Annotated in this window: 26 protein-coding genes; 14 read left to right on the top strand and 12 right to left on the bottom strand. The window is 39.6% G+C overall.

Annotated features, from left to right (window positions below; genetic code table 11):
• Positions 1–242: 242 nt before the first annotated feature.
• The 3 genes from E0D95_RS14575 to E0D95_RS14565 all read left to right on the top strand — a co-directional run bounded on the left by E0D95_RS14575 (position 243) and on the right by E0D95_RS14565 (position 3,336).
• Entirely contained in the window at positions 243–1,526 is a 1,284-nt protein-coding gene (locus tag E0D95_RS14575; protein ID WP_171478596.1) for an acyl-CoA dehydrogenase family protein, read from the top strand.
• A 15-nt stretch (positions 1,527–1,541) separates the two neighbouring features.
• Positions 1,542–2,747 (top strand): acyl-CoA dehydrogenase family protein, encoded by a 1,206-nt coding sequence (locus E0D95_RS14570; RefSeq protein WP_130804752.1) that lies wholly within the window; start codon positions 1,542–1,544, stop codon positions 2,745–2,747.
• Between the two features lie 97 nt (positions 2,748–2,844).
• Positions 2,845–3,336 (top strand): GNAT family N-acetyltransferase, encoded by a 492-nt coding sequence (locus E0D95_RS14565; protein WP_130804751.1) that lies wholly within the window; start codon positions 2,845–2,847, stop codon positions 3,334–3,336.
• A gap of 69 nt (positions 3,337–3,405) precedes the next feature.
• On the opposite strand, the gene E0D95_RS14560 is transcribed toward E0D95_RS14565, so the two are convergent.
• Complete coding sequence (locus E0D95_RS14560) at positions 3,406–4,629, bottom strand: alkane 1-monooxygenase (protein WP_130804750.1); 1,224 nt, start codon at positions 4,627–4,629, stop codon at positions 3,406–3,408.
• Positions 4,630–4,815: 186 nt separating this feature from the next.
• Between E0D95_RS14560 and E0D95_RS14555 the strand changes: the two genes are divergently transcribed.
• On the top strand, positions 4,816–5,751 hold the full coding sequence (locus E0D95_RS14555; RefSeq protein WP_130804749.1) for an AraC family transcriptional regulator: 936 nt from the start codon (positions 4,816–4,818) through the stop codon (positions 5,749–5,751).
• A 70-nt stretch (positions 5,752–5,821) separates the two neighbouring features.
• Here the strand turns inward: E0D95_RS14555 and E0D95_RS14550 are convergent, their stop codons facing one another.
• From E0D95_RS14550 to E0D95_RS14540, 3 genes are all read right to left on the bottom strand, one after another.
• A complete protein-coding gene (locus E0D95_RS14550; RefSeq protein WP_130804748.1) occupies positions 5,822–7,690 on the bottom strand; it encodes a SurA N-terminal domain-containing protein in 1,869 nt (622 codons plus the stop codon).
• A 129-nt stretch (positions 7,691–7,819) separates the two neighbouring features.
• On the bottom strand, positions 7,820–8,092 hold the full coding sequence (locus E0D95_RS14545) for an HU family DNA-binding protein (protein WP_004925576.1): 273 nt from the start codon (positions 8,090–8,092) through the stop codon (positions 7,820–7,822).
• Between the two features lie 167 nt (positions 8,093–8,259).
• Positions 8,260–8,715 carry a phasin family protein gene (locus tag E0D95_RS14540; protein WP_130804747.1) on the bottom strand — a complete coding sequence of 152 codons (456 nt, stop codon included), beginning with the start codon at positions 8,713–8,715 and terminating at the stop codon, positions 8,260–8,262.
• 193 nt (positions 8,716–8,908) lie between these two features.
• Between E0D95_RS14540 and E0D95_RS14535 the strand changes: the two genes are divergently transcribed.
• The 8 genes from E0D95_RS14535 (at position 8,909) to fdx (ending at position 15,029) form a co-directional block, all read left to right on the top strand.
• A complete protein-coding gene (locus E0D95_RS14535; RefSeq protein ID WP_130804746.1) occupies positions 8,909–9,556 on the top strand; it encodes a hypothetical protein in 648 nt (215 codons plus the stop codon).
• Positions 9,557–9,668: 112 nt separating this feature from the next.
• A complete protein-coding gene (locus E0D95_RS14530) occupies positions 9,669–10,142 on the top strand; it encodes an Rrf2 family transcriptional regulator (RefSeq protein ID WP_130804745.1) in 474 nt (157 codons plus the stop codon).
• A 1-nt stretch (position 10,143) separates the two neighbouring features.
• Positions 10,144–11,361: an IscS subfamily cysteine desulfurase gene (locus E0D95_RS14525; RefSeq protein WP_130804744.1), complete on the top strand. Its 1,218-nt coding sequence runs from the start codon at positions 10,144–10,146 to the stop codon at positions 11,359–11,361.
• Between the two features lie 80 nt (positions 11,362–11,441).
• Positions 11,442–11,828: a Fe-S cluster assembly scaffold IscU gene (gene iscU, locus E0D95_RS14520; RefSeq protein WP_130804743.1), complete on the top strand. Its 387-nt coding sequence runs from the start codon at positions 11,442–11,444 to the stop codon at positions 11,826–11,828.
• Positions 11,829–11,856: 28 nt separating this feature from the next.
• A complete protein-coding gene (gene iscA, locus E0D95_RS14515; protein WP_130804742.1) occupies positions 11,857–12,177 on the top strand; it encodes an iron-sulfur cluster assembly protein IscA in 321 nt (106 codons plus the stop codon).
• Positions 12,178–12,262: 85 nt separating this feature from the next.
• Positions 12,263–12,778 carry a Fe-S protein assembly co-chaperone HscB gene (gene hscB / locus E0D95_RS14510; RefSeq protein ID WP_130804741.1) on the top strand — a complete coding sequence of 172 codons (516 nt, stop codon included), beginning with the start codon at positions 12,263–12,265 and terminating at the stop codon, positions 12,776–12,778.
• 37 nt (positions 12,779–12,815) lie between these two features.
• On the top strand, positions 12,816–14,675 hold the full coding sequence (hscA, locus tag E0D95_RS14505; RefSeq protein ID WP_130804740.1) for a Fe-S protein assembly chaperone HscA: 1,860 nt from the start codon (positions 12,816–12,818) through the stop codon (positions 14,673–14,675).
• A 15-nt stretch (positions 14,676–14,690) separates the two neighbouring features.
• Positions 14,691–15,029, top strand: a complete 339-nt coding sequence (gene fdx, locus E0D95_RS14500) for an ISC system 2Fe-2S type ferredoxin (protein WP_130804739.1) — start codon at positions 14,691–14,693, stop codon at positions 15,027–15,029.
• Between the two features lie 43 nt (positions 15,030–15,072).
• Here fdx and E0D95_RS14495 read toward each other — a convergent pair whose 3' ends face one another.
• From E0D95_RS14495 to E0D95_RS14460, 8 genes are all read right to left on the bottom strand, one after another.
• A complete protein-coding gene (locus tag E0D95_RS14495) occupies positions 15,073–16,449 on the bottom strand; it encodes an adenylate/guanylate cyclase domain-containing protein (RefSeq protein WP_431830766.1) in 1,377 nt (458 codons plus the stop codon).
• Positions 16,450–16,565: 116 nt separating this feature from the next.
• Positions 16,566–17,000, bottom strand: a complete 435-nt coding sequence (locus E0D95_RS14490; protein WP_130804737.1) for an HIT domain-containing protein — start codon at positions 16,998–17,000, stop codon at positions 16,566–16,568.
• Positions 17,001–17,262: 262 nt separating this feature from the next.
• On the bottom strand, positions 17,263–20,721 hold the full coding sequence (mfd, locus tag E0D95_RS14485) for a transcription-repair coupling factor (RefSeq protein WP_130804736.1): 3,459 nt from the start codon (positions 20,719–20,721) through the stop codon (positions 17,263–17,265).
• 96 nt (positions 20,722–20,817) lie between these two features.
• A complete protein-coding gene (locus E0D95_RS14480; RefSeq protein WP_130804735.1) occupies positions 20,818–21,171 on the bottom strand; it encodes a hypothetical protein in 354 nt (117 codons plus the stop codon).
• A gap of 25 nt (positions 21,172–21,196) precedes the next feature.
• Complete coding sequence (locus E0D95_RS14475; RefSeq protein ID WP_130804734.1) at positions 21,197–22,222, bottom strand: alpha/beta hydrolase; 1,026 nt, start codon at positions 22,220–22,222, stop codon at positions 21,197–21,199.
• Complete coding sequence (locus tag E0D95_RS14470) at positions 22,223–23,365, bottom strand: YdcF family protein (RefSeq protein ID WP_130804733.1); 1,143 nt, start codon at positions 23,363–23,365, stop codon at positions 22,223–22,225.
• A 6-nt stretch (positions 23,366–23,371) separates the two neighbouring features.
• On the bottom strand, positions 23,372–24,406 hold the full coding sequence (gene murB / locus E0D95_RS14465) for a UDP-N-acetylmuramate dehydrogenase (RefSeq protein ID WP_171478595.1): 1,035 nt from the start codon (positions 24,404–24,406) through the stop codon (positions 23,372–23,374).
• Between the two features lie 44 nt (positions 24,407–24,450).
• Positions 24,451–24,969 (bottom strand): low molecular weight protein-tyrosine-phosphatase, encoded by a 519-nt coding sequence (locus E0D95_RS14460; protein ID WP_130804731.1) that lies wholly within the window; start codon positions 24,967–24,969, stop codon positions 24,451–24,453.
• Between the two features lie 117 nt (positions 24,970–25,086).
• Between E0D95_RS14460 and E0D95_RS14455 the strand changes: the two genes are divergently transcribed.
• Positions 25,087–26,247 (top strand): iron-containing alcohol dehydrogenase, encoded by a 1,161-nt coding sequence (locus E0D95_RS14455; protein ID WP_130804730.1) that lies wholly within the window; start codon positions 25,087–25,089, stop codon positions 26,245–26,247.
• Positions 26,244–26,702 (top strand): acyl-CoA thioesterase, encoded by a 459-nt coding sequence (locus tag E0D95_RS14450; RefSeq protein WP_130804729.1) that lies wholly within the window; start codon positions 26,244–26,246, stop codon positions 26,700–26,702. Before E0D95_RS14455 ends, E0D95_RS14450 begins: the two co-directional genes overlap by 4 nt.
• Positions 26,703–26,714 lie beyond the last annotated feature (12 nt).

Raw genomic sequence — 26,714 nt, 5'->3', positions numbered from 1 at the left:
AGCTGAAAATTTTGATATGACTAGGCGATCGATTTGTCAGCCTAGTCAATTGCCCAACTCTCTACATTTCTTTTATTTTTAATTTTTATATAAAATTCATATTATTAGACTTAAATATCTATCTCTATTTTCCATTTATCTGCCTGAAAAATCACTGTCAACACTGACATGGTTTTTTGATTTGAGGCATGTCAGCATTAAAACCATAACTAAACTGCGAAGGATGCAGCGCAATGACCAATATGGTAAATAAGGCCCAAGGTTTTGGACTTTCATTACTGACAAAAATGGCGTCCAGTGATTTACTGGATCAATTAAAGCTCCGCAAATTTGTTGAAAAATCACTTTATCAGGGTTCAAAAACTGGATTTAAAGCACTGACTCATACTCAAAAAGCATTTAAGCCACAAAATATTGACCGTCAGCGTTTACCTCATCAGCAAAAAAACTTGTTCGATTTAAGTCTGAGCGAAGAACAACAAATGACCGTTGAGGCCATGTCCCAATTTGCACAGGAAGTTTTAGCTCCACTTGCCCATCAAGCCGATCACGATGCCAAATTTCCAGAGCAACTTTGGCAATATATCGAAGATTTAGGACTCAATTATTATGCTCTACCTGAAGCTTTAGGCGGTGTTGCAGCAGAACAAAATATTGTGAGTAATATCCTGATCGCAGAACATCTGGCAAAAGGCGATTTTAGCTTAACTGCTGGCTTACTCAGCACATTTAGCGTGATCAATGCCATCACACGTTGGGGTTCAAGTGATGTCCAGTCTAAATATCTAACTGCTTTTGCAGAGGATAGTAAAATTACAGCATCATTTGCAGTTCAGGAAAATACACCCGCATTTAACCCATTTAAGCTTAAAACCAAAGCGACTGAAAATAATGGTCAGTTTTTTATTACAGGTGAAAAAACACTGGTGGTTCTGGGTGAAACTGCGGATTTATTTCTGGTCAGTGCAGATTTCAATGGTCAGGCTAAAGTTTTTATTGTAGAACGTAATGAAACTATTCAATTAAAAACTTCCCCAGCCATGGGACTAAAAGCAACAGAAACGGTCACTTTAAACTTTCACAACACACCTGCTATCCCATTAGGTGACCAAGATTTTGATTATAATTCATTTATCGACTTGGGTAATCTGATGTGGTGCTCAATGGCTGTCGGTACCTGTGAAGCAGTCAAAGCCTACTGTATTACCTATGCCAATGAACGTACTGCATTTGGCGAACCAATCTCACATCGTCAAAGCGTTGCATTTATGATTGCGGACATGGCGATTGAAATTGATGCGATGCGTATGCTGATTTTAAATGCAGCCAGTTTAGCTGAAGCAGGTCAGCCTTTTCATCGAGAAGCCTATCTCGCGCGATTACTCTGTGCTGAAAAATCCATGAAAATTGGTACAGATGGCGTACAAATTTTAGGTGGACATGGTTTTACCAAAGAACACCCTGTTGAACGCTGGTATCGTGATTTGCGTGCTACAGCAATCTTACATTCAGGCCTGCATGCTTAATCGGAGAACAATAAAATGAATTTACAAAATCCTAAAAAATTCAAAATGCTGGTCGATCAGGCACATGAAGTCGCACGCAACGTTCTACGTCCTATTTCACGTAAATACGATAAAGCTGAACATGCTTATCCTAAAGAACTAGACATGTTAGCCTCACTGATCGATGGTATGAATGAAGGTGGCGAAGGCATTAATGCGGGTGCAACAGGTGCAGGAAAACGTGGCGAATCTGAAAATGAAGGGGTTCGTAATGGCACCAATATGTCAACTGCACTGGGTATTATTGAAATGTGCTATGGAGATACAGGACTGTTACTGAGTATGCCCCGTCAAGGCTTAGGAAACTCAGCCATTGCTGCCGTCGCCAATGATGAACAACTTGAACGCTTTAAAGGCACATGGGCAGCTATGGCTATTACAGAGCCGGGTTGCGGCTCAGACTCTGCTGCAATTCGTACCACAGCAACCAAAGATGGTGATGATTACATTCTCAATGGTGAAAAAATCTTTGTGACCTCTGGTGAACGCGCCGACTCTGTAGTGGTTTGGGCAAGTTTAGATCGAAAAGCAGGTCGTGCTGCAATTAAATCTTTCGTGGTTCCAAAAGGAACACCCGGCATGAAAGTTGAGCGTCTGGAACACAAACTCGGAATTAAAGCCTCTGATACAGCTGCGATCAGTTTTATCGACTGTCGTGTTCCTGCGGCTAACCTTTTGGGAAATGCTGAAGTAGATGTCGCCAAAGGCTTTGCTGGCGTGATGGAAACTTTTGACAATACTCGTCCCTTGGTTGCAGCAATGGCAGTCGGCTGTGCGAAAGCTTCTTTAGAGCGAATTAAAGAAATCTTTAAAGATGAACTTGAAGCGGACTATGCCACACCTTATTTGCAAACCTCCAATATTGCTGCTCAAATTTATAAAATGGAAGCAGAATGGGAAGCTGCGCGTTTACTCACCTTAAAAGCAACATGGATGGCAGATAATAAAAAACCAAACTCTAAAGAAGCCTCTATTGCCAAAGCCAAAGCAGGACGCATCGGCAATGAAATCACTTTAAAATGTGTTGAGCTGGCCGCAAGTGTCGGTTATAACGAAGATGAATTATTGGAAAAATGGGCACGTGATTCCAAAATTCTGGACATTTTTGAAGGTACTCAACAAATTCAACAACTCATTATTGCACGTCGTGAATTGGGTAAATCCTCCAGCGAATTAAAATAATCGTCGATAAAATTTTATTCAAACTTAATCATCAACTTGAGTGGAATCTGAATTTCAGCTAAATTCGATTCCACTTTCACTTTTTACTTGAAAATTAATGTATTTAATTCGTCCTATTCAACCAGATGACAACCCAGCTATTGCTAAAATTATTAGAGATGTTTCCAAAGAATATGGTCTTGCCACAGATGCAGGATTTGCCGTTTCCGACCCTACTTTGGATCAGATGTCTGAAGTTTATGCTCAGGCAAACAGTCAATATTGGGTCATTGTAGATCAATACGACAACGTAGTGGGTGGCGGCGGAATTGCGCCTTTATTGGGTGATACAAGTTTACTTGAAATCCAGAAAATGTATTTACTGCCGACATTACGCGGTCATGGTTTCGCTAAAAAGCTTCTACAGCAATGTTTTGAATTTGCAAAAGCACAAGGCTTTAATGCCTGCTATCTGGAAACAACTTCGGCATTGAAAGAAGCGGTTGGCTTATATGAAAAATTAGGTTTTCAGCATTTAAACCAACCACGTGGTCAAACAGGACATAGCCAAGCCTGTGAAATCTGGATGCTAAAAAACTTAGAAAACTAAAAACCTAACAAGCCCTCAATAAATAAGGGCTTGTTAAAGAAAGCTAAAATTTAACTAAAATGAGTTCGTTTACTTTTCTTCAGTTTGCAATGACTTATCAACCAATCCAAACTTAGCAAACAGTTTTGCACGACGTTTTGGAAAAATATTGGCCTTATTTAAGTCACCTTTATAATGTTCTAACACACGTTTATCCATCATTTTAAACCAAAGTGGTGGAATTAATGCCGGAAGTAACATACTGGCATAACCACTCGGTAACTCAGGTGCTTCATCAAAATGACGTAAAGCCTGAAATGGACGGGTTGGATAAGCATGGTGATCTGAGTGACGTTGTAACTGATACAAAAATAGATTGGTTACAATATTATTATTGTTCCAGCTATGCTCTGGCATGGTACGTTCATAATTGCCATCGGCTTTTTTCTGACGCAATAAGCCGTAGTGTTCAATATAATTAATCACTTCAAACAAACTAATGCCATAAAAAGCTTGCGTTGCTAAATATGGAATCGCGCCTTTTCCAAATAGTTTAACCATCGATGCATGGAAAGTTGTACTCATTGCCCAGCCTTGTAACAACTCATTGTCTTTAGACCAAAATTGTTTGCCTTTACGTTTTAAACGATTGGTTTCAATTTCAATGGCTGATTTCAAGGAGCCAAATACGGTACGTGGCCAAAATTCGTAAAATGTTTCACCCATTTTTGAAGATGCAGGATCTTCAGGTGTGGCAGCACGTTTGTGGTGACCATATGGATGTTCGACACGGAAATGATTATACCCTGTTGGCACAAGTGCCAAATGAGATAAAATATGATCAATACGATCGTGTTTATGGCTCAATTCATGCGCCGTATTAATTGCAATACCATTAATCGCGCCCATTGAAATACCGAGTAAGATCTTATCAATAAAAGATGTATCTTTACGGCTGCTAATATAGGCAGCATATACATTGGCTGCGTATTGCAAGGGAATAAAACTTTTCACTAATTTAGAATAATAAGGATCATTTTCTAATAGTTTAATATCTTCGCTGGTGGGGTTATTGGCATCCTTACCCACAATAGTATCAATGGTTGGAATAACCACATGAAGTAAAAGCGGGCCACCTAAAGCAAAAATCTTTTTAATTGGGCGTGGAGAAAATTGATAACCTGCTAAAATACCAAGGCCAATAACAGGCAATGCTGGGCTAATCATCCAGAGATAGCGTTTACGATCTAATTCAAGCTTTGACTTTGCAGCCATGGTGATGAATTCTTCTTGAACTTTTACTGGCGCATTCATATCTCGCATCCTTTCTCTCTTGATATCTATATCTTCTTGAATTTATACTGCAAAGGACAGTTGTTTGCGTCCAAAAAACCTATGTAGAAGTCTTTGGCATTTTCGACCATTTTTTTGTCCTAAAATCACATTTTTTAAATTTGAGCTTTTTTTATCATTATTGGAAATAAGAAACTTAAGATTAATATGGATGCACTTAGTAAAATTTTTGACGATATTCATTTAAATAAATCTGAATATCTTTATATTAAAGCGCAAGGAGAATGGTCATTTTGCATGCAGCAGCAAAATGCTGTGATTGCACATATTATTTTGATGGGTTCTGCTTATTTTCAAATAGACGATAATATACACGTCAGTGCTCAAGCTGGAGATATTGTTCTCATTCCAGCCGGAAAAGCACATCATTGTTCTAATAGCTTAGAAACCAAGCTCATTGACAGTTTGGATATTAGTACACACTTTAAAGGTCATCGTCACGATGCGATTGAACTTGGCAATAAATCGTCTAAATCTGCTTTAATTTTTACTGTGCGCTGTCATATTGATACACTGATGGCACGCCCCCTTATAAGTGCTTTACCTCCTTATATTCATATTCATCATGCCATGAGCTCAACTGGTCCCGAATGGCTACGTGTTGGCTTATATTTTGTGGCATTGGAAACCCAACGCATTCAACCAGGGCGCGATAAAATTTTTGATCATTTAATGAGTATTTTATTGATTGAATGTGTTCGAGATTATATCGCACAATTAGAGGATCAAAGCTCTTGGTTAAATGCATTAAGTCATCCAGAACTGTCCAATGCTCTAGCTGCAATTCATGGTAGTCCTGAACAGCCATGGACAGTAGAAAGCCTCGCTGAACAATGTTGTATGTCTCGTTCTAAATTTGCCAGTCTATTTCAAAGCATTATTCAGGAAACACCTTTGGCTTATTTACAACAGCATCGTCTACGCCTTGCCAGTCAGCTTTTAAGAGAAAGTAACCTGACCATTCAAAAGATCGCCAATAATGTCGGATATTCATCTGAAACGGCTTTTAGTCAGGCATTTAAACGTCAGTTTGATTTATCCCCCAAGCAATATCGACAAAACTATCTGGATCAATCCAATTAAATACATAAATCATAGTCATAAAAAAACACCTTTCGATTTGAAAGGTGTTTTTTTATCTCTTATCAAAGCATTATTTAATTTTTGCTTTAGACTTTAAGTACTGAGTATAGTCATCTAACTCTTGTTGACCACGGAACTGTTGATACAACTTACTCAATTCATTCAATTGTTCAGGGGTTAAAGCGTTGGCAGTCGTTGAATTCACATTTGAAACACCGACCACGACTAACTCATTCGGTAATTTGGCTGTTGTAACTGACCATAATCCTTGTTGAGGTGTACTTAGGCTAAACGCAGCACGTTCAATTTCACGTTTTAAACCTTGAGAACGTGTAAATGTTCCAGCATCTTCAAACTTAATACCACTACTTGCAACGACTTGCGCAGCAGGCTGAGTTTTAAAAGCTTCGAGCGTTTTTGCAATCTTGGCTTTAGCCGCCTGAAAAGCTTTTTCTTCAATGAGCTTGGCTTTAACGTCTGGAGTCGCTTCTGCAAGTGACTTCACGCCCGCAGCATGATAATTACGTACTTTCACCCAAACCGTATCGCCATTACTTAATTGAATATTGCTTGAAGCATTACGATCGCCGTTTTTCACATCATCATTGAAAATACGTGTTTTAACATTTGAATCACTCAGAACGGGGTGATTCGTGGCTAAAGTTACGCCATTAACCGATTCCACTCGCGTTGATTTTACTTCTTGAGTAATTGCTGTTAAATCATCACTACTTACAACCATTTCATTCAAACTATTTACTGCATCTGAATATGCATTGGCTGCTTTCGATTTTTGTACTTCAGCAGTTAAACGCGCTTTTTCTGCCTCAAAAGAAGGAATATTTGCAGCCGTTTTACTACTTTCAATAATATGATAACCATACTGTGTTTTGACAGGTTTGGAAATTTGACCATTATTCAGCGCATTTACCGCCTGATCAAATTCACTTGAAAATACTCCTGGCGCATATGCACTGAGTAAACCACCTTCATTTTTGGAACTGGTATCATCGGAATACTGTTTAGCCGCATCAGCAAAAGATAACGTACCTGCACTGATTTTCGCATAAATATCATTCGCGAGTTTCTGTGCATCCGCATCTGAACGAGCATCCGTCGTGATTAAAATATGTTTGACTTCAGGCTTCACTTCTTGTTGCTGCTTTTCCACAAAAGCCTTATAAGCTTGTTGCAAATCGGCATCAGTGATTGCTGCATTGGTCACAACCTGTACAGGTGAAAGCATCACATAATCAACATCAACACTTGCCACTTGCTTAAAGCTATTTTTATGCTTGTTGTAGTAATCTGCAATTTCCTGATTACTTACCGTGATTCCATTTTTGTATTCATCCAGCTTAATACTTGCCAAATGTAATGTACGTTGCTCAGTTTGTAATGTTGCAATCTGATTAATATCGGCTTTACTGACCAAAGCCGTATTATTAATACTGGATGTTAACATCTTCAATGCATGATCCTGTCTTAAACTCGCAATTAAAGCTTGACTGGTCATTCCCACCGAACGCAAATAGTTTTCATACAAAGTTTGAGAAAATTTACCGTTTTCTTGAAAACTCGGTTGTTGAGCCAACATTTTTTCAATTTGCCCATCACTCAGTGAAATACCCAACTTTTCTGCTTGTTGCAGCAGCACTGTACGTGCCACTAAAGTATCGAGTGCAGTTTCTTGAATAAACGACTGGTTTAATAAAGTTTCATCTCCATTAACCATCGACAAATATTGATCTTTATAAGTTTTTGTTAGGTTCTCAACATCTTTTTTAGGAATATCTTGACCGTTTACACTTTTGGCAACATCTGCCTTATTATGTCCACTAAAATACCCTTCAATACCTACAAGCGCTAAAGGCGTCAAAAACAAGACTAACAGGACTTTTCCAAGCCAACCCTTAATGATTGTACGAAACGATTCCATAAGTATTCCACTATTTTATTTCGAACAGATTCTAACTGAAAAACTGTGCTGAATGAATCTGTAATCTCTTGCTTTTATGTTTTTTAATAAAAAACGCGCCCAAAAGGCGCGTTAATTTATCTAGTGCAATTAAGCAACAGAATCTTTTAAACCTTTACCTGCTTTAAAGCTCGGTACTTTAGTCGCTTTGATCTGTAACTCTTCACCAGTTTTAGGATTACGTCCTGTACGAGCTGCGCGGTCTTTCACACTAAAAGTACCGAAACCCACTAAAGTAACAGTATCACCCTTTTTAAGAGCTTCTGTTACTGAAGCGATAGTCGCATCTAATGCTTTACCAGCATCAGTCTTAGACAATCCCCCTTTCTCTGCAATTGCATCAATTAATTCTGATTTATTCATGAAGATAACATCCTCTTATTTCGTTTATTTAAAATCTAAGGCTATAAGTCTAAAAGGCCATGATGCCTTTATAGCAATGCTTTAGGGCAAAAGGCAATACTGAATCGGGCGTTTTATCAAAAATAAACCAGATTTTTTTGAGTAAAAACCGCTAAACGGTATTTTTTTTATTTTTCACTCAATTTTGCCTTCAAATTTTTATTTTCTTCGATTAACTCATCGACCTTGCCATGTAGTTGTAACAGCAGTTGCTCGATATGTTGTAAATCTTTAGCCGTCACTAAGCCAATTCGGTTTAAAGAATGATTCACGCTTTGGTCAATCATACGCTCAACTTTATCTTTGGTATCCGTCACAGACTCTTTGGCCTTTTCTGCCACTTTGTTCACTGTTGCATCGGCAGTATCAATAGTCTTTGACTCTAATTCTTCGCCAACTTTGACTAAAGAGTCAAATAGCTTATTGCCTTCCTCTTCTGCCCGTGAAAAAGCCCCCAATCCAGCTAACCAAATTTGTTTGGTGTATTTTCTAAAATCAAGAGCAGACTTGCGCGAAGCTCTGGTTTTTCCAGTCAATTTTTCTGATTCTTTTTCGAAATCTTGCTCGTTGCTTTCCTTTTCCATTTTGGTTTCTCCCGATTACTTTTGCAGCACATAAGCTACATTTAATTATAAAATGTTTCTATAATAGCAAACTTAAGACTTGATCGTTTTGCTAAAGTGTTCTACAAAGCTGTGTAAATACTTTAATTTTTATTTATTTTTATATTTTTGAGATCGGATCTCGAATTTTTATAGTCTTAAGGACCGTGTTGGTATGAGCGATTCGCAACAAAGCACACAACAGTCTCATTTGTTGCTTAACATTTTGTTAATTGTACTTGAAACCGTTTTCTCTTTTATTTTAAAGAATGATGCCGTGATTCGTCTTCAGGCAAAGTCCTTTGTCGAAAGAAAAATTATTTTGCGAATCAATAGCTATATCCCTTACTTCGATTTTTACGTTCAGTTTACCGATAAAGGGGTTCTGTTCGATTTACAGGCACCTGACCGCGATGTCGATCTTGAAGTGAGTAGCACTTTACTCGACCTCATCAAAATTTTTATATTTGGTAATCGTCGTAGCATTAAAACCATGCGTATTGGCGGAGATCCAGCACTCAAAGAACAATTTAAAGACTTACTTTTATATTTTAGTTTACCTAAGCTTTTTGCAGACTGGAAACAGTGGTTACGTCAGCCAGATGAACCTCATCAGGCAATTGCTTCCAAAAAGCGTATTGCACCATTGCTTGAAAAAATTGATGTGCAGCGTTCACAGATTAATGGACTGCATGTTGAACTTAAACAATATAAAAACCGCTTGCGTCGCTTACAACAACGCCAACGCTTGATTAATCTCGGTTTTGCTGTAATAACAGTCGTTTTAATTAGTTTATTAGTGTATAATTTATGGGCAGCATAATCAGTATCTGCCCCCTTCCCTACAAATCAATCGAATAACTATAAAATAACTTGACTATTTTAGTCGGGATTCTTAAAATTAAACCATCTAGTCTAAACATGTGTACCGAATCATGCGCCTTACAACTCGCGGTCGCTACGCAGTGACTGCTCTTCTTGATTTAGCTTTGCAGCCAACTGAACAAACGATCACGCTTGCAGAAATTGCAGCCCGTCAATCCATTTCCGTCGCCTACCTTGAGCAACTATTTGCCAAGCTAAAGCGTCATGGATTAGTTTCAAGTGTTCGTGGTGCAAACGGTGGTTATCATTTAGCCCGTCAGGCCAATGAAATTACCGTATTAGAAATTATTGAAGCTGTAAACGAAACTGTCGATGCGACACGATGCGATCATAAAGGCAACTGTCAAAATGGTGCAATGTGTTTAACTCATGACTTATGGCAAGAACTCTCCCACCACATTGCTGATTATTTAGCAAAAATCACACTGGCTGATCTTGTGAACCGTGACAATGTTCAAACCGTCGCGCTTCGTCAAAATTCAGCAGAATATGATTCTGCCCTTTTATCGGCTACAGGTATTTGAAATGAAACGCCCAATTTATCTTGATTATGCTGCGACCACGCCTGTACTGCCTGAAGTGGCAGAACGCATGATGGAATGCCTAACTTTTGATGGCACATTTGGTAATCCTGCATCACGTTCTCATGCTTATGGTTGGCAAGCAGAAGAGAAAGTTGAATATGCACGTGAGCAAGTGGCTAATCTGATTAAGGCTGATCCACGTGAAATTGTCTGGACTTCAGGCGCAACTGAGTCTGATAACCTCGCGCTTAAAGGTATTGCTCAGTTTTATGGTTCAAAAGGTAAACATATTATTACCAGTAAAATTGAACATAAAGCAGTTTTAGATCCGTGCCGAGAACTTGAAGAACAGGGTTTTGAAATTACCTATCTTGAGCCAGAGCCAAAAACTGGACTTATTACTCCTGAGATGGTTAAAGCTGCTTTACGTCCTGATACCATTTTAGTGTCTCTGATGATGGTGAACAATGAAATTGGTAGCGTGACTGATGTCGCTGCAATTGGCGAATTAACGCGTGCCAACAAAACATTTTTACATGTAGATGCTGCACAAGCTGCGGGTAAAGTAGAAATTGACCTGTCTACCATGAAAATTGATTTGATGAGTTTTTCAGGCCATAAAGTTTACGGTCCTAAAGGTATTGGAGCACTGTATGTGCGTCGTAGTCCGCGTGTTCGCCTCAAAGCGCAAATGCACGGTGGTGGTCATGAGCGTGGCATGCGCTCAGGTACTCTTGCTACACACCAAATTGTAGGTATGGGCGAGGCGTTTGAAATTGCTGGAAAGACCATGCAAGAAGAACAAACCCGTATTCGTAAACTACGTGACAAACTTTGGAATGGTTTACAAGGGCTTGAGCAAGTGTTCTTGAATGGACACCCAACCCATAACGTAGCCAACTATTTAAATGTCAGCTTTAACTTTGTTGAAGGTGAATCACTCATGATGGCACTTAAAGATGCAGCTGTATCTTCAGGTTCTGCCTGTACTTCAGCAACTTTAGAGCCTTCTTACGTGTTACGTGCTTTAGGTTTATCTGATGAACTGGCGCATAGTTCAATTCGCTTTAGCTTCGGTAAATATACTACCGAACAAGATATTGATCATGTGCTTGAAATTACCAAGGCTGCTGTTGAGAAATTACGTGAACTTTCTCCGCTTTGGGATATGTATAAAGATGGTATTGATCTTTCAACTGTGGAATGGGCTGAACACTAATCCCAAACACTGTTGATTGAAAAAAGTAATTTTACCCTCATATTTAATATTAGGCTGACCCCGAGGTTTGGAGAAGCAACATGGCTTATAGCGAAAAAGTAATTGATCATTACGAAAACCCTCGTAATGTCGGTGTTTTAGACAAAAATGCTGAAAATGTAGGTACAGGCATGGTTGGTGCACCAGCATGTGGTGATGTTATGCGCCTACAAATTCAGGTGAATGACGAAGGTGTGATTGAAGAAGCACGTTTTAAAACTTATGGTTGTGGTTCAGCCATTGCTTCTAGCTCTTTGGTCACTGAATGGCTAAAAGGTAAGACGCTTGATCAAGCACAAGCGATCAAGAATATTGATATCGCCACTGAACTTGCTTTACCTCCTGTAAAAGTTCACTGTTCAGTATTAGCAGAAGATGCGATTAAAGCTGCGATTGACGACTATCGTAGTAAAAAGACCAAAGCTTAATTGATTGCCATAATTTGACGGAGTTTTCATGATTCATTTAACTGAAAATGCGGCCACTCACATTCGTAATTATTTAGCGAATCGTGGTAAAGGTGAAGGCATTCGCGTGGGTGTGAAAACTTCAGGCTGTTCAGGTCTGGCTTATGTTCTCGAATTTGTAGACGATATCGATACACATGATCAAATCTTTGACCAGCATGGCGTAAAGGTTTTTGTTGATCCCAAAAGTCTGGTTTATCTTGAAGGTCTGGAAATGGACTATGTCAAAAATGGTCTAAATGAAGGCTTTGAGTTTAACAACCCGAATAAAAAAGGTGAATGTGGTTGTGGAGAATCCTTCACAGTTTAATCCATCTCATCTTTTTTAATTGATATTAAAAGCAGTGTTTTTACACTGTTTTTAATATATTTATTTACTACGGAATTCATCTCCCATGAATCATTTTGAGTTGTTTAACTTGCCCGTAGCACTTGACATCGATTTAGCCACATTAAAATCCAGTTATCTTGAGCTACAACAGCAATATCATCCAGATAAAGCAGTCGATAAAGATCAAGCCCTTATTAAGTCCAGTGAAATCAATCAAGCCTATAAGGCACTTTCGCAAGTCGATAGCCGTGCTGCTTATTTACTTTCACTCAAAAAACAAGATTATCATCTAGATCAATCCATTAGTGATTTTGAGTTTTTGCAGTCAGCTTTGGAAATGCGCGAACAACTGGATGAAGCTCAGAATACTGAACAGCTTGAAACTTTAAAAGTTGAAGTTCATCAGTGGATTGATGGTTTAATTCGTGAGTTCAAAATTGATTATGCAGATGAAGACTGGGGCGAAGCACGAGATACGGTGCGTAAGCTGCGTTTTTTCCAGCGGGTATTAAATGACATCGACAAAGCTGAAGATCGCCTGCTAGATGATGACAGTTTTGATTTAGATGATGAATTTTAATTTAGTTGTACCGATTTACTTTCAAGGGATTTAACTCATGGCACTTTTGCAAATTGCTGAACCAGGTCAATCCAGTGCCCCGCATCAACATCGTATTGCGATTGGGATTGACCTTGGAACAACACATTCTTTAGTTGCCACAGTGCTATCGGGTAAAGCCAAAGTTTTACAAGATGATCAAGATCGAGTGTTGTTACCCTCGATTGTGCACTATGCAGAAACAAGCACCGAATATGGTGAGGATGCCAAAGCATTTATTACCACCGATTCCCAAAATACCATCGTTTCTGTAAAACGTTTTATGGGACGTTCCAAGGCAGATATTAAGTTTCAACATCCCTACACTCTCATTGGTGCAGATAATGAGATGCCTGCTTTTGAAACTCGTGCTGGACGTAAGACCCCAGTTGAAATTTCAGCAGAAATTCTCAAGCAATTAAAAGATCGTGCCGAAGCTAGCCTTAAAAACCCAGTAAATGGCGCAGTCATTACAGTACCTGCCTATTTTGATGAAGCACAACGCCAAGCGACACGTGACGCAGCTCAACTGGCAGGCTTAAATGTTTTACGCCTTTTAAATGAGCCAACGGCTGCTGCGGTTGCTTATGGACTAGATCAGGAAACCAACCTAGAAACAGATCATAACTATGTAATTTATGATTTAGGCGGTGGTACCTTTGACGTCTCGATCTTACGTTTTTCACAAGGCGTATTTGAAGTTCTTGCCACAGGTGGACACACCGCTTTAGGTGGTGATGATCTGGATCGTCTCATTGTGAAATGGGTAAAAAAACAGCTTAATATTGATGTATTGGATGATGCTGAATATGCTGCATTCATGGTCGCCGCACGTAAAGCCAAAGAAGCTCTCTCTGATCAAGAGCAGGTTCAGTTTAAAGCCCTTGACTATGTAATAGATTTAGACCGCACTACTTTTGAATCAATTATTCAAATCGCACTGGATAAAACCATCAATGTTTGTAAGCGTGTGCTACGTGATGCAAAGCTAAGTCTGGATGATATTCAAAATGTAGTTTTAGTTGGTGGTTCTACGCGCTCTTATGCAGTACAAAAAACCGTGCGTGATGTGTTTGGCCAAGAACCTTTATGTACGATTAATCCAGATGAAGTTGTGGCGATTGGTGCTGCAATCACTGCCAATCAGCTGATTGGTAATTCTCAGGATGGCTCACTACTTCTTGATGTCACACCACTTTCTCTTGGCTTAGAAACGATGGGTGGTTTAGTAGAACGCCTTATTTCGCGTAATACCGCGATTCCTGTTGCACGTCGTCAGGAGTTTACCACCTATCAAGATGGTCAAACTGCTATGCTGATTCATGTGGTACAAGGTGAACGTGATCTGGTTGAACACTGTCGTTCACTTGGTCGTTTTGTTCTGCATGGTATTCCACCGATGACTGCGGGTCAGGCACGTATTGAAGTCACTTTTCAGGTCGATGCAGATGGTTTACTGACTGTAGCAGCAGAAGAAACCACGTCTGGTGTGAAAGCACAAATTGATATTAAACCCTCTTATGGTTTATCTGAAACAGATACAGAGCGACTATTGATTGAAGGTTTTCAGCATGCTGAAGAAGATAAATTACTTCGTCATTTGCAAGAAACCAAAGTCGAAGCTCAACGTGAGCTTGAAGCACTTGAACAAGCTTTAAAAGTTGATACAGCGTTGTTATCTGAAAATCAATTACAGGCACTCAATACTGCGAAAGATCATTTACATGCTCAACTCAATGCAAATGATATTCAAGCCATTGAAGCCGCTGTGCAACAACTTAAAGTGCATAGCGATGAATTTGCAGCTTTACGTATGAACCGCCACATTGATCATGCGCTAAAAGGCACCAAACTCAACGACTGGTCAGATTCAAATTAACAAACAGGTGAATATATGCCACGTATTAAAGTTCTTCCACATGCGCAAATTTGCCCTGAAGGTGCTGAGTTTGAGGTTGAAGAAAATGCCAATCTTTGCCAAAGTCTATTAAAAAATGGCATTAAAATTGAACATGCCTGCGATATGTCATGTGCATGTACCACGTGTCATGTCATTGTACGCAAAGGTTTTGACAGTCTTGAAGAAATGAATGATGTAGAAGCAGACTTGCTAGATCGTGCATGGGGACTTGAACCCGACTCTCGCCTATCTTGTCAGGTGAAAATTGTGGATGAAGATCTGGAAGTCGAAATTCCAAAATACACGATTAATCATGCTTCTGAAAATCACTAAAAATCAGATCAAGAAAAATAAAAGCCACTCAGTTGAGTGGCTTTTATTTTATTTCATCTTCGAGTTTAAGCCGGACTACACCTTGTGCATTGGTTAAATCTTGTTGAAGCTTAATTCTCAAAATCATTTTTTCAAGTACTTCGACTAATTCTGGATATTCAAAATTTTGAACTTCTTCCATATTAAGCACCAGATGGAATCCTTTATATTCATAATCAAACCACTGCTGATTATCTAGTTTTTTCGCTGTGTATTTTTCCATCACTTGCCATGTTTTTACTGCACTTTGAATACCTTTTAAATAAATAGGGGCTTTAGGCGCACATAAAAATTCATTTTTAACAAGTTGGTAAGTATCATCAGAAATTAATACTTCATCGATTTCAGCCGCATATTGTAAACGAGCTGCTAAATTTGCATCACGTCCCACTATCGTATAGGCCATACGATGAGTTGCTCCATAGTTTCCAACGTGACAATAGCCTGTACTAATTCCCATACGAATATGTAATGCAGGATAGCCCATTTTCTTCCAGCGTTCCCGCAAAATTTTCATTTGCTGGCGCATAGCAATCGCCATTTCTACACAAGATTTGGCATCTTTTTCTACACCTTGTGAAGTAGGATCACCAAAAAAAATCAAGATTGCATCGCCCATAAATTTATCGACGGTTGCTTCATATTGTTTGGCAATTTCAGTCATGTGACTGAGGTAATCATTAAGTAAAAAGGCCAAATCATCGGGAATCAAAGTTTCAGAGAGTTCGGTAAACCCTTGTATATCGGAGAAAAAAATAGTGAGTTTTTTACGTTTATATTCAATTTTGGCTTCTGTTTCTCCACGCATAATGGATTGCCAAAGTTGCAGCGGCGCATAACGGCTTAATTGATTCGCGAAAGTCATGTAGCGTGTCATTTGATTATAATAGTGCTGGCGTAACTGATTGAGCTTTTCAATTCGGGTATGCTGATAATAGTTACCAATATTAATAAAAATGATCAGACAAATTAGGCTAATAACCGTCAATTCCTGACTGGTCGGTTCGAAATATTCCTGAAAACCAAATATAAAAATGGTGGTGCTATAAAAAACAATAATGCCAATAATACTTGCTAATGAAGCAGCCATAAACGAAATACGTGCGTTTATGGCAGTGTAAAGAAGTGCAAATAATGAGGTAAAACTGAGGACTAAACTAAGATGAACCCCAGCCAGTGCAACTGCAACCGCAATTGCATCAAGGGTAAAAAATACATTACGCGTTACAGTTTTATCAAATTTATATTGAAGCCAACGATCTAGCTTTGGCGCAATCAATAAAACAAAGAGAAGAAAGACAGGAATGTAAATTTGATAGTGAGCATCTGGAGATGTGAATGAATAAATCACCACAATTAATGACAGTATCGAATAGCCCATCAATCGATGAAAATATGCAAACTGCCGAGGTTCTCTATCAACTAGCCGATCTAAAGGCACTCCAGTCTCCAATCTTTGATTTAAACCACACCTAAATTGGTGAGGTAAAACGCAACTTAGTCCATACGCCAATCAAATGGCATATCACCTTGTCCACGTAAAGCTAACATCAAAGTCTGGCGCATATGTGCAAGTACATCACTGGTATATGGTACTGCTGGGGTACCCCAAACAGGTTTTGGCCAAGCAACATCATTTTGGTAACGAACCACATGATGAAAATGAAGCTGAGGAACCATATTTCCCAATGCTGCAACATTCATTTTGTCCGCACGGAAAACACGTGACAACTGACTGGACAACCAGCTTGATTCACGTAAAAACTGTTCTTGATCAGCTTGACTCAACTCATATAACTCAGTAATTCCAGGCACACGCGGAATGAGAATTAACCAAGGAAATTGCATATCATTCATTAGACGACATGTTGAAAGCGGAAAATCGCCTACAAAAAAAGTATCTTGAGCAAGTTGTGGATGCAAACTAAACATATCTTTATAAATGACGCATGAATTATGATGGCTAATACTATCACAACACTTGTGATGTGAATATTATTAGTACCTTGTTTACTTACAAATAACAATGATTTTATTCACTTATTCATGCTTATAAGATGAGTTTTCAAACAAATCAGACTTGCAAAAATGACAAGTGTAGAAAAACTAAAAATTGTGATGAAAATCAGCTCATTTTCATCACAATCATTGAGCAAACTTGTCGTTATTTCAACTTTAAAAACAGGCGCAAGTTCTAGTTCAACTCATTCATAAGTTTAGTCAGTAAGTCCTGAACAAATTGGATGCGTTTGTCATATTCCTGAAGTTGCACGGTCAATTTAAGCCGTTGACCACCCTCCATTCGATAATGGGTAGGATTTTTTTGCATCAATTGGATAATACTGATGGCCTGTACTGGAGTATCTGGAGAAAATTCAATATAGCCTCCGTTTGCAGTGACATCAATTTTGGTAATGCCTAAATGCTCTGCTTTAAGACGCACCTGATGCACACTGAACAGTTGTTTCACTGCTTGTGGCAATGTACCAAAGCGATCAATCAACTCCATACGAATGTTGTCCAGCTTTTCCTGCGTATCGGTATTACTGATGCGCTTATAAAATAATAAACGCTGATGTACATCACCCAGATAATCATCTGGAATCAGTGCTGGCATATGCAGGTTAATTTCGGCGGTCAGTGACAAAGGCGCATCAAAATTCGGGGTTTTACCCTTTTGAATCGCTTTGGTGGCTTTTTCCAGCATTTCCATATACAAACTATAACCAATCGCTTGCATCGAACCACTTTGCTGCTCTCCAAGTAATTCGCCAGCCCCACGAATTTCCAAATCTTCGGTTGCCAGCATAAAACCAGCACCCAAAGTAGAAGCACGTTGAATCGCATCCAGACGTTTTTCAGCATCACCTTTTAAATGTTTAATCGATGGCACCAATAAATAGGCATACGCCTGATGGTGTGAACGTCCGACCCGCCCGCGTAATTGATGAAGCTGTGCCAGTCCAAGTTTGTCAGCACGTTCAATAATAATGGTATTGGCATTCGGAACATCAATACCCGTTTCAATAATGGTTGAACACACCAGTACGTTAAATTCTTTATGGTAAAACTGCTGCATGACCTGTTCGAGTTCACGTTCACGCATCTGCCCATGAGCAACCGCGACACGCGCTTCGGGTACGAGATGACGAATATTTTCAGCTGTGCGTTCTATCGTGTCGACCTCATTGTGTAGAAAATACACCTGCCCACCACGCAATAATTCACGCAAAATGGCTTCTTTGACAGATTCATCGGTATGTTCCTGTACAAAGGTTTTGACTGCCAAACGACGCGCAGGTGGTGTCGCAATAATCGATAAATCTCGCATCCCTGAGAATGCCATATTTAAAGTACGCGGAATGGGCGTTGCGGTTAAAGTCAGCATATCGACATCAGCACGTAAGGCCTTTATTCGCTCTTTGTCTCTTACTCCAAAACGATGTTCTTCATCGACAATCATTAAGCCCAGATTTTTGAAAAGGACATTTTCCTGAAGTAATTTATGTGTACCCACCACAATATCGACTTTACCCTCAATTAAATCTTCAATATTCTTTTGATGGGTTTTGTTTGAACCAAAACGCGATAACACTTCAATTCGTACTGGCCAGTCTGCAAAACGATCTTTAAAGGATTCATAATGCTGCTGTGCCAAAAGCGTAGTAGGAACTAACACCGCAACCTGTTTATTATTTTGAACAGCCACAAATGCGGCGCGCATCGCCACTTCAGTTTTACCAAACCCGACATCGCCACAGACCAGACGATCCATCGGTTTTGCCAGTTGCATATCGTGGATGCTAGCTTCAATGGCATTGGCCTGATCCAGCGTTTCTTCATAGGCAAAACCACTAGCAAATTGCATATACAAACTTTGATCCAATTCAAAAGCAAAACCCGGTTTGGATTGGCGACGCGCTTGGATGTGTAATAACTCGGCAGCAACATCATGAATTTGTTCCAAGGCCTTACGTTTTGCTTTACTCCATGCATCGGTGCCAAGTTTATGTAATGGCGCAAGATCCGGGTCTCCGCCACTATAACGGCTGATCAAATGCAGATTGGTCACAGGCACATAAACTTTTGCGCCTTCGGCATAATCAAGTTGTAAAAACTCATGATCCTGCCCATCAATCGCCAATGTAATCAGTCCAGCGTAACGCCCAACGCCGTGGTCAATATGCACCACAGGTGCACCAATGCTGAGTTCAGTTAAACTTCGAATCAGAAACTCTTCTGATACTTCCTGCTGACGTTTACGACGACGTTGAACAACACGATGCTCATACAGTTGATTTTCTGAAATCACCGAAAGCTGATCACGGATAAGCAAACCACGATCTAAGGGTGCATTGGTAATCGCAATCGCATATTGTTGTTTTAAAAAGTCTGTAAAGCCTTCTACATTTGGAATGTCACCCAGACTTGAACGCAATGAATCTTTTAAACTTTCACGGCGACCTGCGCTTTCAGCCACTAAAAGTACAGGATGATTTGACTCATCAATGTACTTTTTAACACTTTCAAATGGATGCTCTTTCTTGGCATCCACAGGGAGTTTTGGTGGCTGTAAAGCATCGAGATTGATTACACCTGCACGCACTTCTATGGGTGCGGCACTGGCTAAAATTCGTGGAAAGTGATTTAGACGCTCGAGCACCATATTGGGCATAAGAAATAAATCTTCGGGTGCTAAAATCGGCTGATCAATGTTATGCCTACGACTCTCAAAGCGCTGCATTACATCCTTCCAGAATTGGGTTAAATTTTCATCAATATCAGAATTTGTAATGACAATGCAATTTTTAGGTAAGTAAGAAGTCAATGCACTTTGAGCTTGCATCGCCTCCTTTTCAAAAAATAACGGCAGGTAAAATTCCACACCGGGCGATGAGATTCCATCTAATACATCTTGATAAATCGGATTTTTCTTTGGATTAGCAGTCGGAAAACTTTCTGCATAACGATCACGAAAAATCGAACGACCTTCTTTTAAAGGAAATTCTTTTGCTGGCAAAACCGTAAATTGAGTCAGACTTTCAGTGGTTCGCTGTGTTTCTGGATCGAAAAATTTAAGCGTGTCAATTTCATCATCAAATAGATCTACCCGAATCGGTTGTGCTTGTCCTGAGGCAAAAATATCCATAATGCTGCCACGCACTGCAAATTCACCATGATCATAAACCGTATCGACCAGATGATAGCCTGCCTGAATGAGTCTTAACCTTTCTTTTTCCAGATCAAACTTCTGTCCCACCCGAATATCAAAATGTTCGCCCAATATCCATGAAACAGGTGCCACCCGTTGAGCCAGTGTAGCAGCTGAAATGAGCAGAATACCTTTTTGTGGCATATTGGATAAAATCGCAAGACGCTCAGACACAATATCCTGATGTGGCGATAAGCGATCGTAAGGCAAAATTTCCCAGTCAGGGAAAATGGTCGGTTTAATGCCATAAAATTCAAGTTCGCTTTCTAACTGAGCTAAGTGCTGGTTATTTCTTGCCACAATCACCAATAAAGATGCACATTGATCCGCAATTTCTTTAAAGAGTAACGCGCCTGAAGAGCCCAATATTGACCCAATCCAGCGTTTTTCGCCTGCTTTTAATTGCTGTAATTTAAGTTGAGAGATTTCTTGTTGGAACATTGAATGTGTTTAGATAAAAAACATAACCGCTATAGTAGCATGATGCGCTGCGACCTAAGCTGATTTATGTTGTGGTTTATCCAAGCAAGGTAATGATTATTTGGCTCGTTTAAATTCACGATAATATTGATTCAGCTTTTCTATCAAATGTTTGAATTGTTGCAAATTCTGTTGATTATTTCCTAAACGAGCCACATAACGTCCCGTTGCAATTTCCAGATCAATTTTTTCATTGATCAGCATTGATCTTAAATAAAGCTGTTCCAGGTCATTAAAACTGGACAATTTACGATTTGAAAAATACTCAAGTCGCTCGGACAAATCATTCATCACAATCCCATCAACGATATAACCTGTGTCTTGCACAAACTGAATCTGATGCTGTTGCATATACTGCTGTTCAGCAGAAGATTGACCTGATTTAAATAAATTAGAAAGCTTATTGAACATTAGATTTCATCACGATTGCACTTGATCAATAATAATAATGTTTAGGGCGGGCATGCAAAAATGCAGGAATGAGGCCTGTTAATGCCGCACGGATATCAGCACGTTCATTGATCAGTTGATGTGAACCTTCTTCGAGCATAAGCAGGGTTTGTAAGCGGAATTTACGGCGAATAAATTCGATGTTATATCGCCAGTCGACAGTCTGATCCAATGCTCCCTGTGCCAGCCATACCGGAATTCGACATGGCGGACGCTGTTCCATTTCAAACATCCATTTGGACATGGCTAAGATCCAGTCCATTCCCATCATACGCGGTTGTAGTGGATCTTTGAGTCGAATAAAACGCAGAAACTCCGGATTATGATTATTCCGTCTAAAATGACGCGGAACTTGACGTTTAATCCGTTTAATAATGCCTAAACCGACGGAGTTATGCCACCATGCTGTTTTGGCTGGACGAATCAGCGGCGATAGCAAAAGCACTCGATCAACAATCGGGTCTTGTCGTTTTTCTGCATATTCAAGTAAATGATGCATCCAGATTGCACCACCTGTACTTTGACCTATTCCCAGCCACGGTTTTGGAAGCTGACTGGCATGTTTAACATACTGGTAAACCGCTTTTAGCACTTGTTGGTAATGATCAAAATTTTGAATGCTGGCTGGTGATCCATCACTTAAACCATGTCCCGGTAAATCATAAGTAATGACACTAAAGCCTTGTTCAAGAATTTCTCGAATAATCGGCTGGTAAATCCCACTATGTTCCAGATAACCATGCAACAAACACACTGTTCCTACAGGTTTTTGATGAGGCTTAAAAACTTGTACATGCAGTTTAAATAAAGGAATCTGGATATATCCCTGCCATTGTTCACAGTCTAGCAAATCCAGCGCATAGAGTTTTCGGTATGCCAAAAGCTCTCTGTTTGGTTCAAAAGCATGGTTGAGATTAAGCGGTTGTAAGACTTTTGGCGTCAGGTCACGGCTTGGAATGGGTAAATCCAGTTGTTGAAGCACATTGGGATTTAAAAAAGGAATCTCGGACATTTAAGGAACCTCGCGACAGCCGCTAGAGCCAAAAAGTACATCTCGTATCGTCGCCAATAATTCGTAATTGGCACGGCGGCTATGATCATAGTTTTGCTGACTCGGTTGCCATTGGGTCAATTGTGTTGGCATCGGAGCAACGACAGGAATCGTCTCAATTCCATTGAGTGCAAATAAACGACGGGTTCTAGGCATATGATACACATCGGTGACTAACATCACTGTGGGTGCCCCCCCTTTCTTTTGTAAAAGCAATGAACTAAATCTTGTGTTTTCACAGGTATTCATACTTCTATTTTCAAGCAACTTGGCATCTACCCCACGTACTTTCAACCATTTTTGCATATATGGGGCTTCAACACCACTTAACACAATTGGTAAATGATTTTGACGATGTAATTCCAGCGTTTTCTCAAGTCTTAAACGGGTATAAGGATTAACCACGATGTCTTTTCTATTTTCAGCTAAGGTTAAACCTCCGCCCAATACTACAATCGCATATGGTTTGCTGTGATGACTAAGCTTTTCATCATTCTGATTTTGTTTAACATAGGCAATATCTTGTGTCGTCTGTTGATTAATTACATGCTCATGCTCAGCAGGAACAGGATGATTTTTAAGGAACTCAAGGTATTGCTGCATTAATGCTTTATTTTCAGTGCTATTTAATTCCATGAATAGCTTTGGATTTTCACCCGATTGAGCTTCACTAGTTGCTGAAGTTTCCTCAGGTTCAGACACGGAAGCTTTAAGTAATGGCACGGCTGGTTTGTCCTGCTCGTCGGTTTCTTCTTGTTTTTGTTGCGCTAAAATCTGTTCCTGCAAAAGCTTATATCGGGTTTGAAGTAAAGTTAAGGCGTCGGGATCTTTTGCATCCAACACCTGCTCCATCAAATTCAGATAGGCTTGACGTGCAATCCATAATTTCGAACCCGGTTCTAAATTATCATGTTCACTCAAAGCTGCTTGCTGTTGGCTTTTGGCTGCAAGCTGATTTACTTCAACAGGAACAAAATAATTCAGTGCCCGAACAATCATTTTGGAATAATACGGCGTATAAATAAACACCACGAGACATGCGAGCAGTATGAATAGTACTCCGACTATACGTACCAATCGAATCATCCAATGTGTTTTTGCCATAAATCATTATTCCGAATGTGAACGAATAAGACCTGTCCGATCAAACAACACAGGCTCTGGTTCAAGTAAAATACTAAACTTTTGTTTTACATCATTTTGTACGGCTTGATAAGTCTGCTGAACATCGGACAGATTTGCACAAGAATAATTGACTAATACCAATGCCTGTCTTTCAAACATTCCCACAGAACCTAATGTCTTTCCTTTCCAACCCGCTTGTTCAATCAGCCAGCCTGCTGCAATTTTAACGTAGCCTTGTGCTTGAGGATAATGTGGAATGTGCGGATATTTTGTAAGTAATTGATCAAAATCTGATTGGTCAATCACAGGATTTTTAAAAAAACTACCAACATTTGGATACTCTTTTGGATCTGGCAGTTTATTTTGACGAATCTGGATAACTTGTCGTTGAAGATTTTCAGGTGTTAAGTCATCCCCTACAGCCGCTTTTAAATCACCATAATTCAATTTAAGTTGAGCTTTCTTGAACAAACGGAACGTGACATGCGTAATGATATAACGATTTGGATCACGTTTGAAAATACTATCCCGATAAGCAAACTGACAATCAATAGCAGCAATATCTTTGGTGCACTGTTCTTGCCGATCATAGACTTGCACGGACTCAATAAACTCACCCACTTCGACGCCATACGCCCCAATATTTTGTACAGGTGATGCACCCACTCGCCCCGGAATCAGTGCGAGATTTTGCAAGCCGTACCAGCCCCGCTCAGTCGTCATTAAAACAAAATCATGCCAGACTTCGCCGCCACCGACCTTGATTTTGACTGCTTCCGAAGTATCCTCCAGAACATCAATACCCTGAATGTGTATATGCAATACCAATGCCTCGATATGCTCAGGCAACAACATATTGCTTCCACCCGATAGAATCAATATATGAAGTTGTTGCTGTTTGGCATAATCAATCGCTGCGATTAAATCTTCAATGGAATAAATCTTGACATATTCCGAAGCGATCGCGTTTAAATTTAAAGTATTAAAAGATTGAAGCTGAACGTTTTTTTCAATTTGAATCACAGGAAAACTCATTTGATTAATTAGCAGTCATGATCTGTTGATTAAAGCTTGTTGTTTAGAGCTTGCTGTTTAAATAGTTCGACCCAAGCTTTTGCACTGGATTCACATTGATCCAAAACACGCTCAAAGTCTTCAGCTTCACCATAATAAGGATCAGGCAGGGCTTGCCGTGTATAAACAGGATCATGTTCGCTCATAAGCGCAATGTGTGCTTTGAGTGGCTGGAGAGTCGCTTGGGCTAAAGCTCGTTTTTGTAATGCCTGAATATCATTCAAGTTTTCCTGATCCATCGCCAAAATAAGATCAAACTCGCTAAAGTCGTCTATAGTTAATTGGCGCGCACGAAGTGAAGATAAATCGTAGCCCCGTTTTTTGGCATGTCGTTGACTTCGTGAATCAGGAGCCTTATTAGGATGATAATTACTCGTACCTGCTGAGTCCACCAGCACATCAAGTTGTTGAGCATCACAAAAATGTCGAAGGATAACCTCTGCTGTGGGCGAACGACAAATATTCCCCAAACAGACACATAGCACCTTGTAAGGTGACTGTGATGACATATAAACCTCGAAGGTGCTTTATTTTCAGGTGTCTTATGTTAAGTTATTTAAAAGCAGAATCCTATAGAAGATATCGACAGAAATGTTCGATTTATGATGAAAAATAAGGAAATAATGATGAGCCAATTTCAATTTCAGACAGCATCCAGCATTATTTCAGGTCTTGGCTCGATACAGGAACTCAAAAATATTATTCCGGATGGTCATTATCGTAAACTTCTCATCGTGACAGATACAGGGATGGTACAGCATCAACTGCATCTACCTATTATTGAGATTTTAGAGCGTTTAAACATTGCTTATGCAATATATTCGAATATACAGGCAGACCCGCCTGAACATATTGTGCTGGATGCTGCTGAGTTCGCAAAAAAAGAAAAAGTCGATGCAATTTTAGGCTTTGGTGGTGGTAGCTCCATGGATGTTGCCAAAATTATTGCCTTACTGGCACATCCTCAACAAAAACAGACAATTGCCGAGATGTACGGTGTCAATCTTGCGAAGGGTCCTAAACTTCCCTTAATTTTAGTGCCGACAACCGCAGGAACAGGTTCTGAAGTCACGCCTATTTCTATTGTCACTACAGGAGAAACCACAAAAACTGGCATTGTTTCGCCTGTTTTATATGCAGATTTTGCGATATTAGACGCCAATTTTACTCAAGACTTACCTGCACACATTACCGCTGCCACAGGTATCGATGCGATGGTTCATGCGATAGAAGCTTATACTTCTAAAATTAAGAAAAATTTTTATGCAGACATGTTGGCCAAAAATGCCCTGCGTTTGCTCAATGACAATCTGGCTAAAGTTCTAAAAAATGCGACAGATCTGGAAGCGCGGCAAAATATGTTATTGGGTTCCATGCTCGCTGGGCAAGCTTTTGCCAATGCACCAGTCGGAGCTGTACATGCTTTGGCATATCCTTTAGGTGGACATTTTCATCTTTCTCATGGTCATACCAATGCATTGGTTTTAGTAGAAGTTCTCAAATTTAATGCACCACATGCAAAGCATTTATATGCAGAACTCATGCAATGGCTCGACCCACGTAGCAACGGATGCTCAGACGGTCTATGCGATTTATTTATTGATCATATGCAAAACCATCTGGATGAAAGTGGTTTGGTATTAAAACTGCAAAATTTAAATGTACCTAAAGAGAGTCTTACCACACTTGCTCAAGATGCCATGTTGCAAACTCGTCTTTTACAAAATAATCCCCGAGAAATGACAGAGCAAGCTGCGCTACACATTTATGAGGCAATTTACGCATGAAATCGGAAAGTTTAAAACCACTCGCGCGTACACGAGATCAATTTCAATTCTTTTTAAATATTCAAACCCGATGGGCAGACAATGATATTTATGGGCATGTCAACAATGTCACTTATTATAGTTACTTTGACACAGCCGCCAATTCACTCTTAATCCAGCATGCTGGTTTTGATATTCACCACTCTCCGATCATTGGACTTGTGGTTGATTCAGCCTGTAGTTTTTTTCAGGAACTTTCTTTTCCAGAAATGATTGAAGTTGGGGTGGCCATTGGGAAAATAGGTCGCTCATCTTTAAGGTATGAGTTAGCAATTTTTAAACAACATCACATTCAGCCTTCTGCACAAGGACATTTTGTTCATGTTTTTGTAGAGCGTGAAACGCGAAAAAGCACCCCAATTTCAGAAGATATGAAGCAGTTATTAACTCCTTATCAATTAAAATCAACAGATTAGTCATTGTGAAAG

It is taken from the genome of Acinetobacter ihumii, from assembly GCF_900625095.1.
In the GTDB taxonomy this organism is placed as follows: Bacteria; Pseudomonadota; Gammaproteobacteria; order Pseudomonadales; family Moraxellaceae; genus Acinetobacter; species Acinetobacter ihumii.
This window is presented reverse-complemented; position numbering and strand designations above follow the sequence as displayed.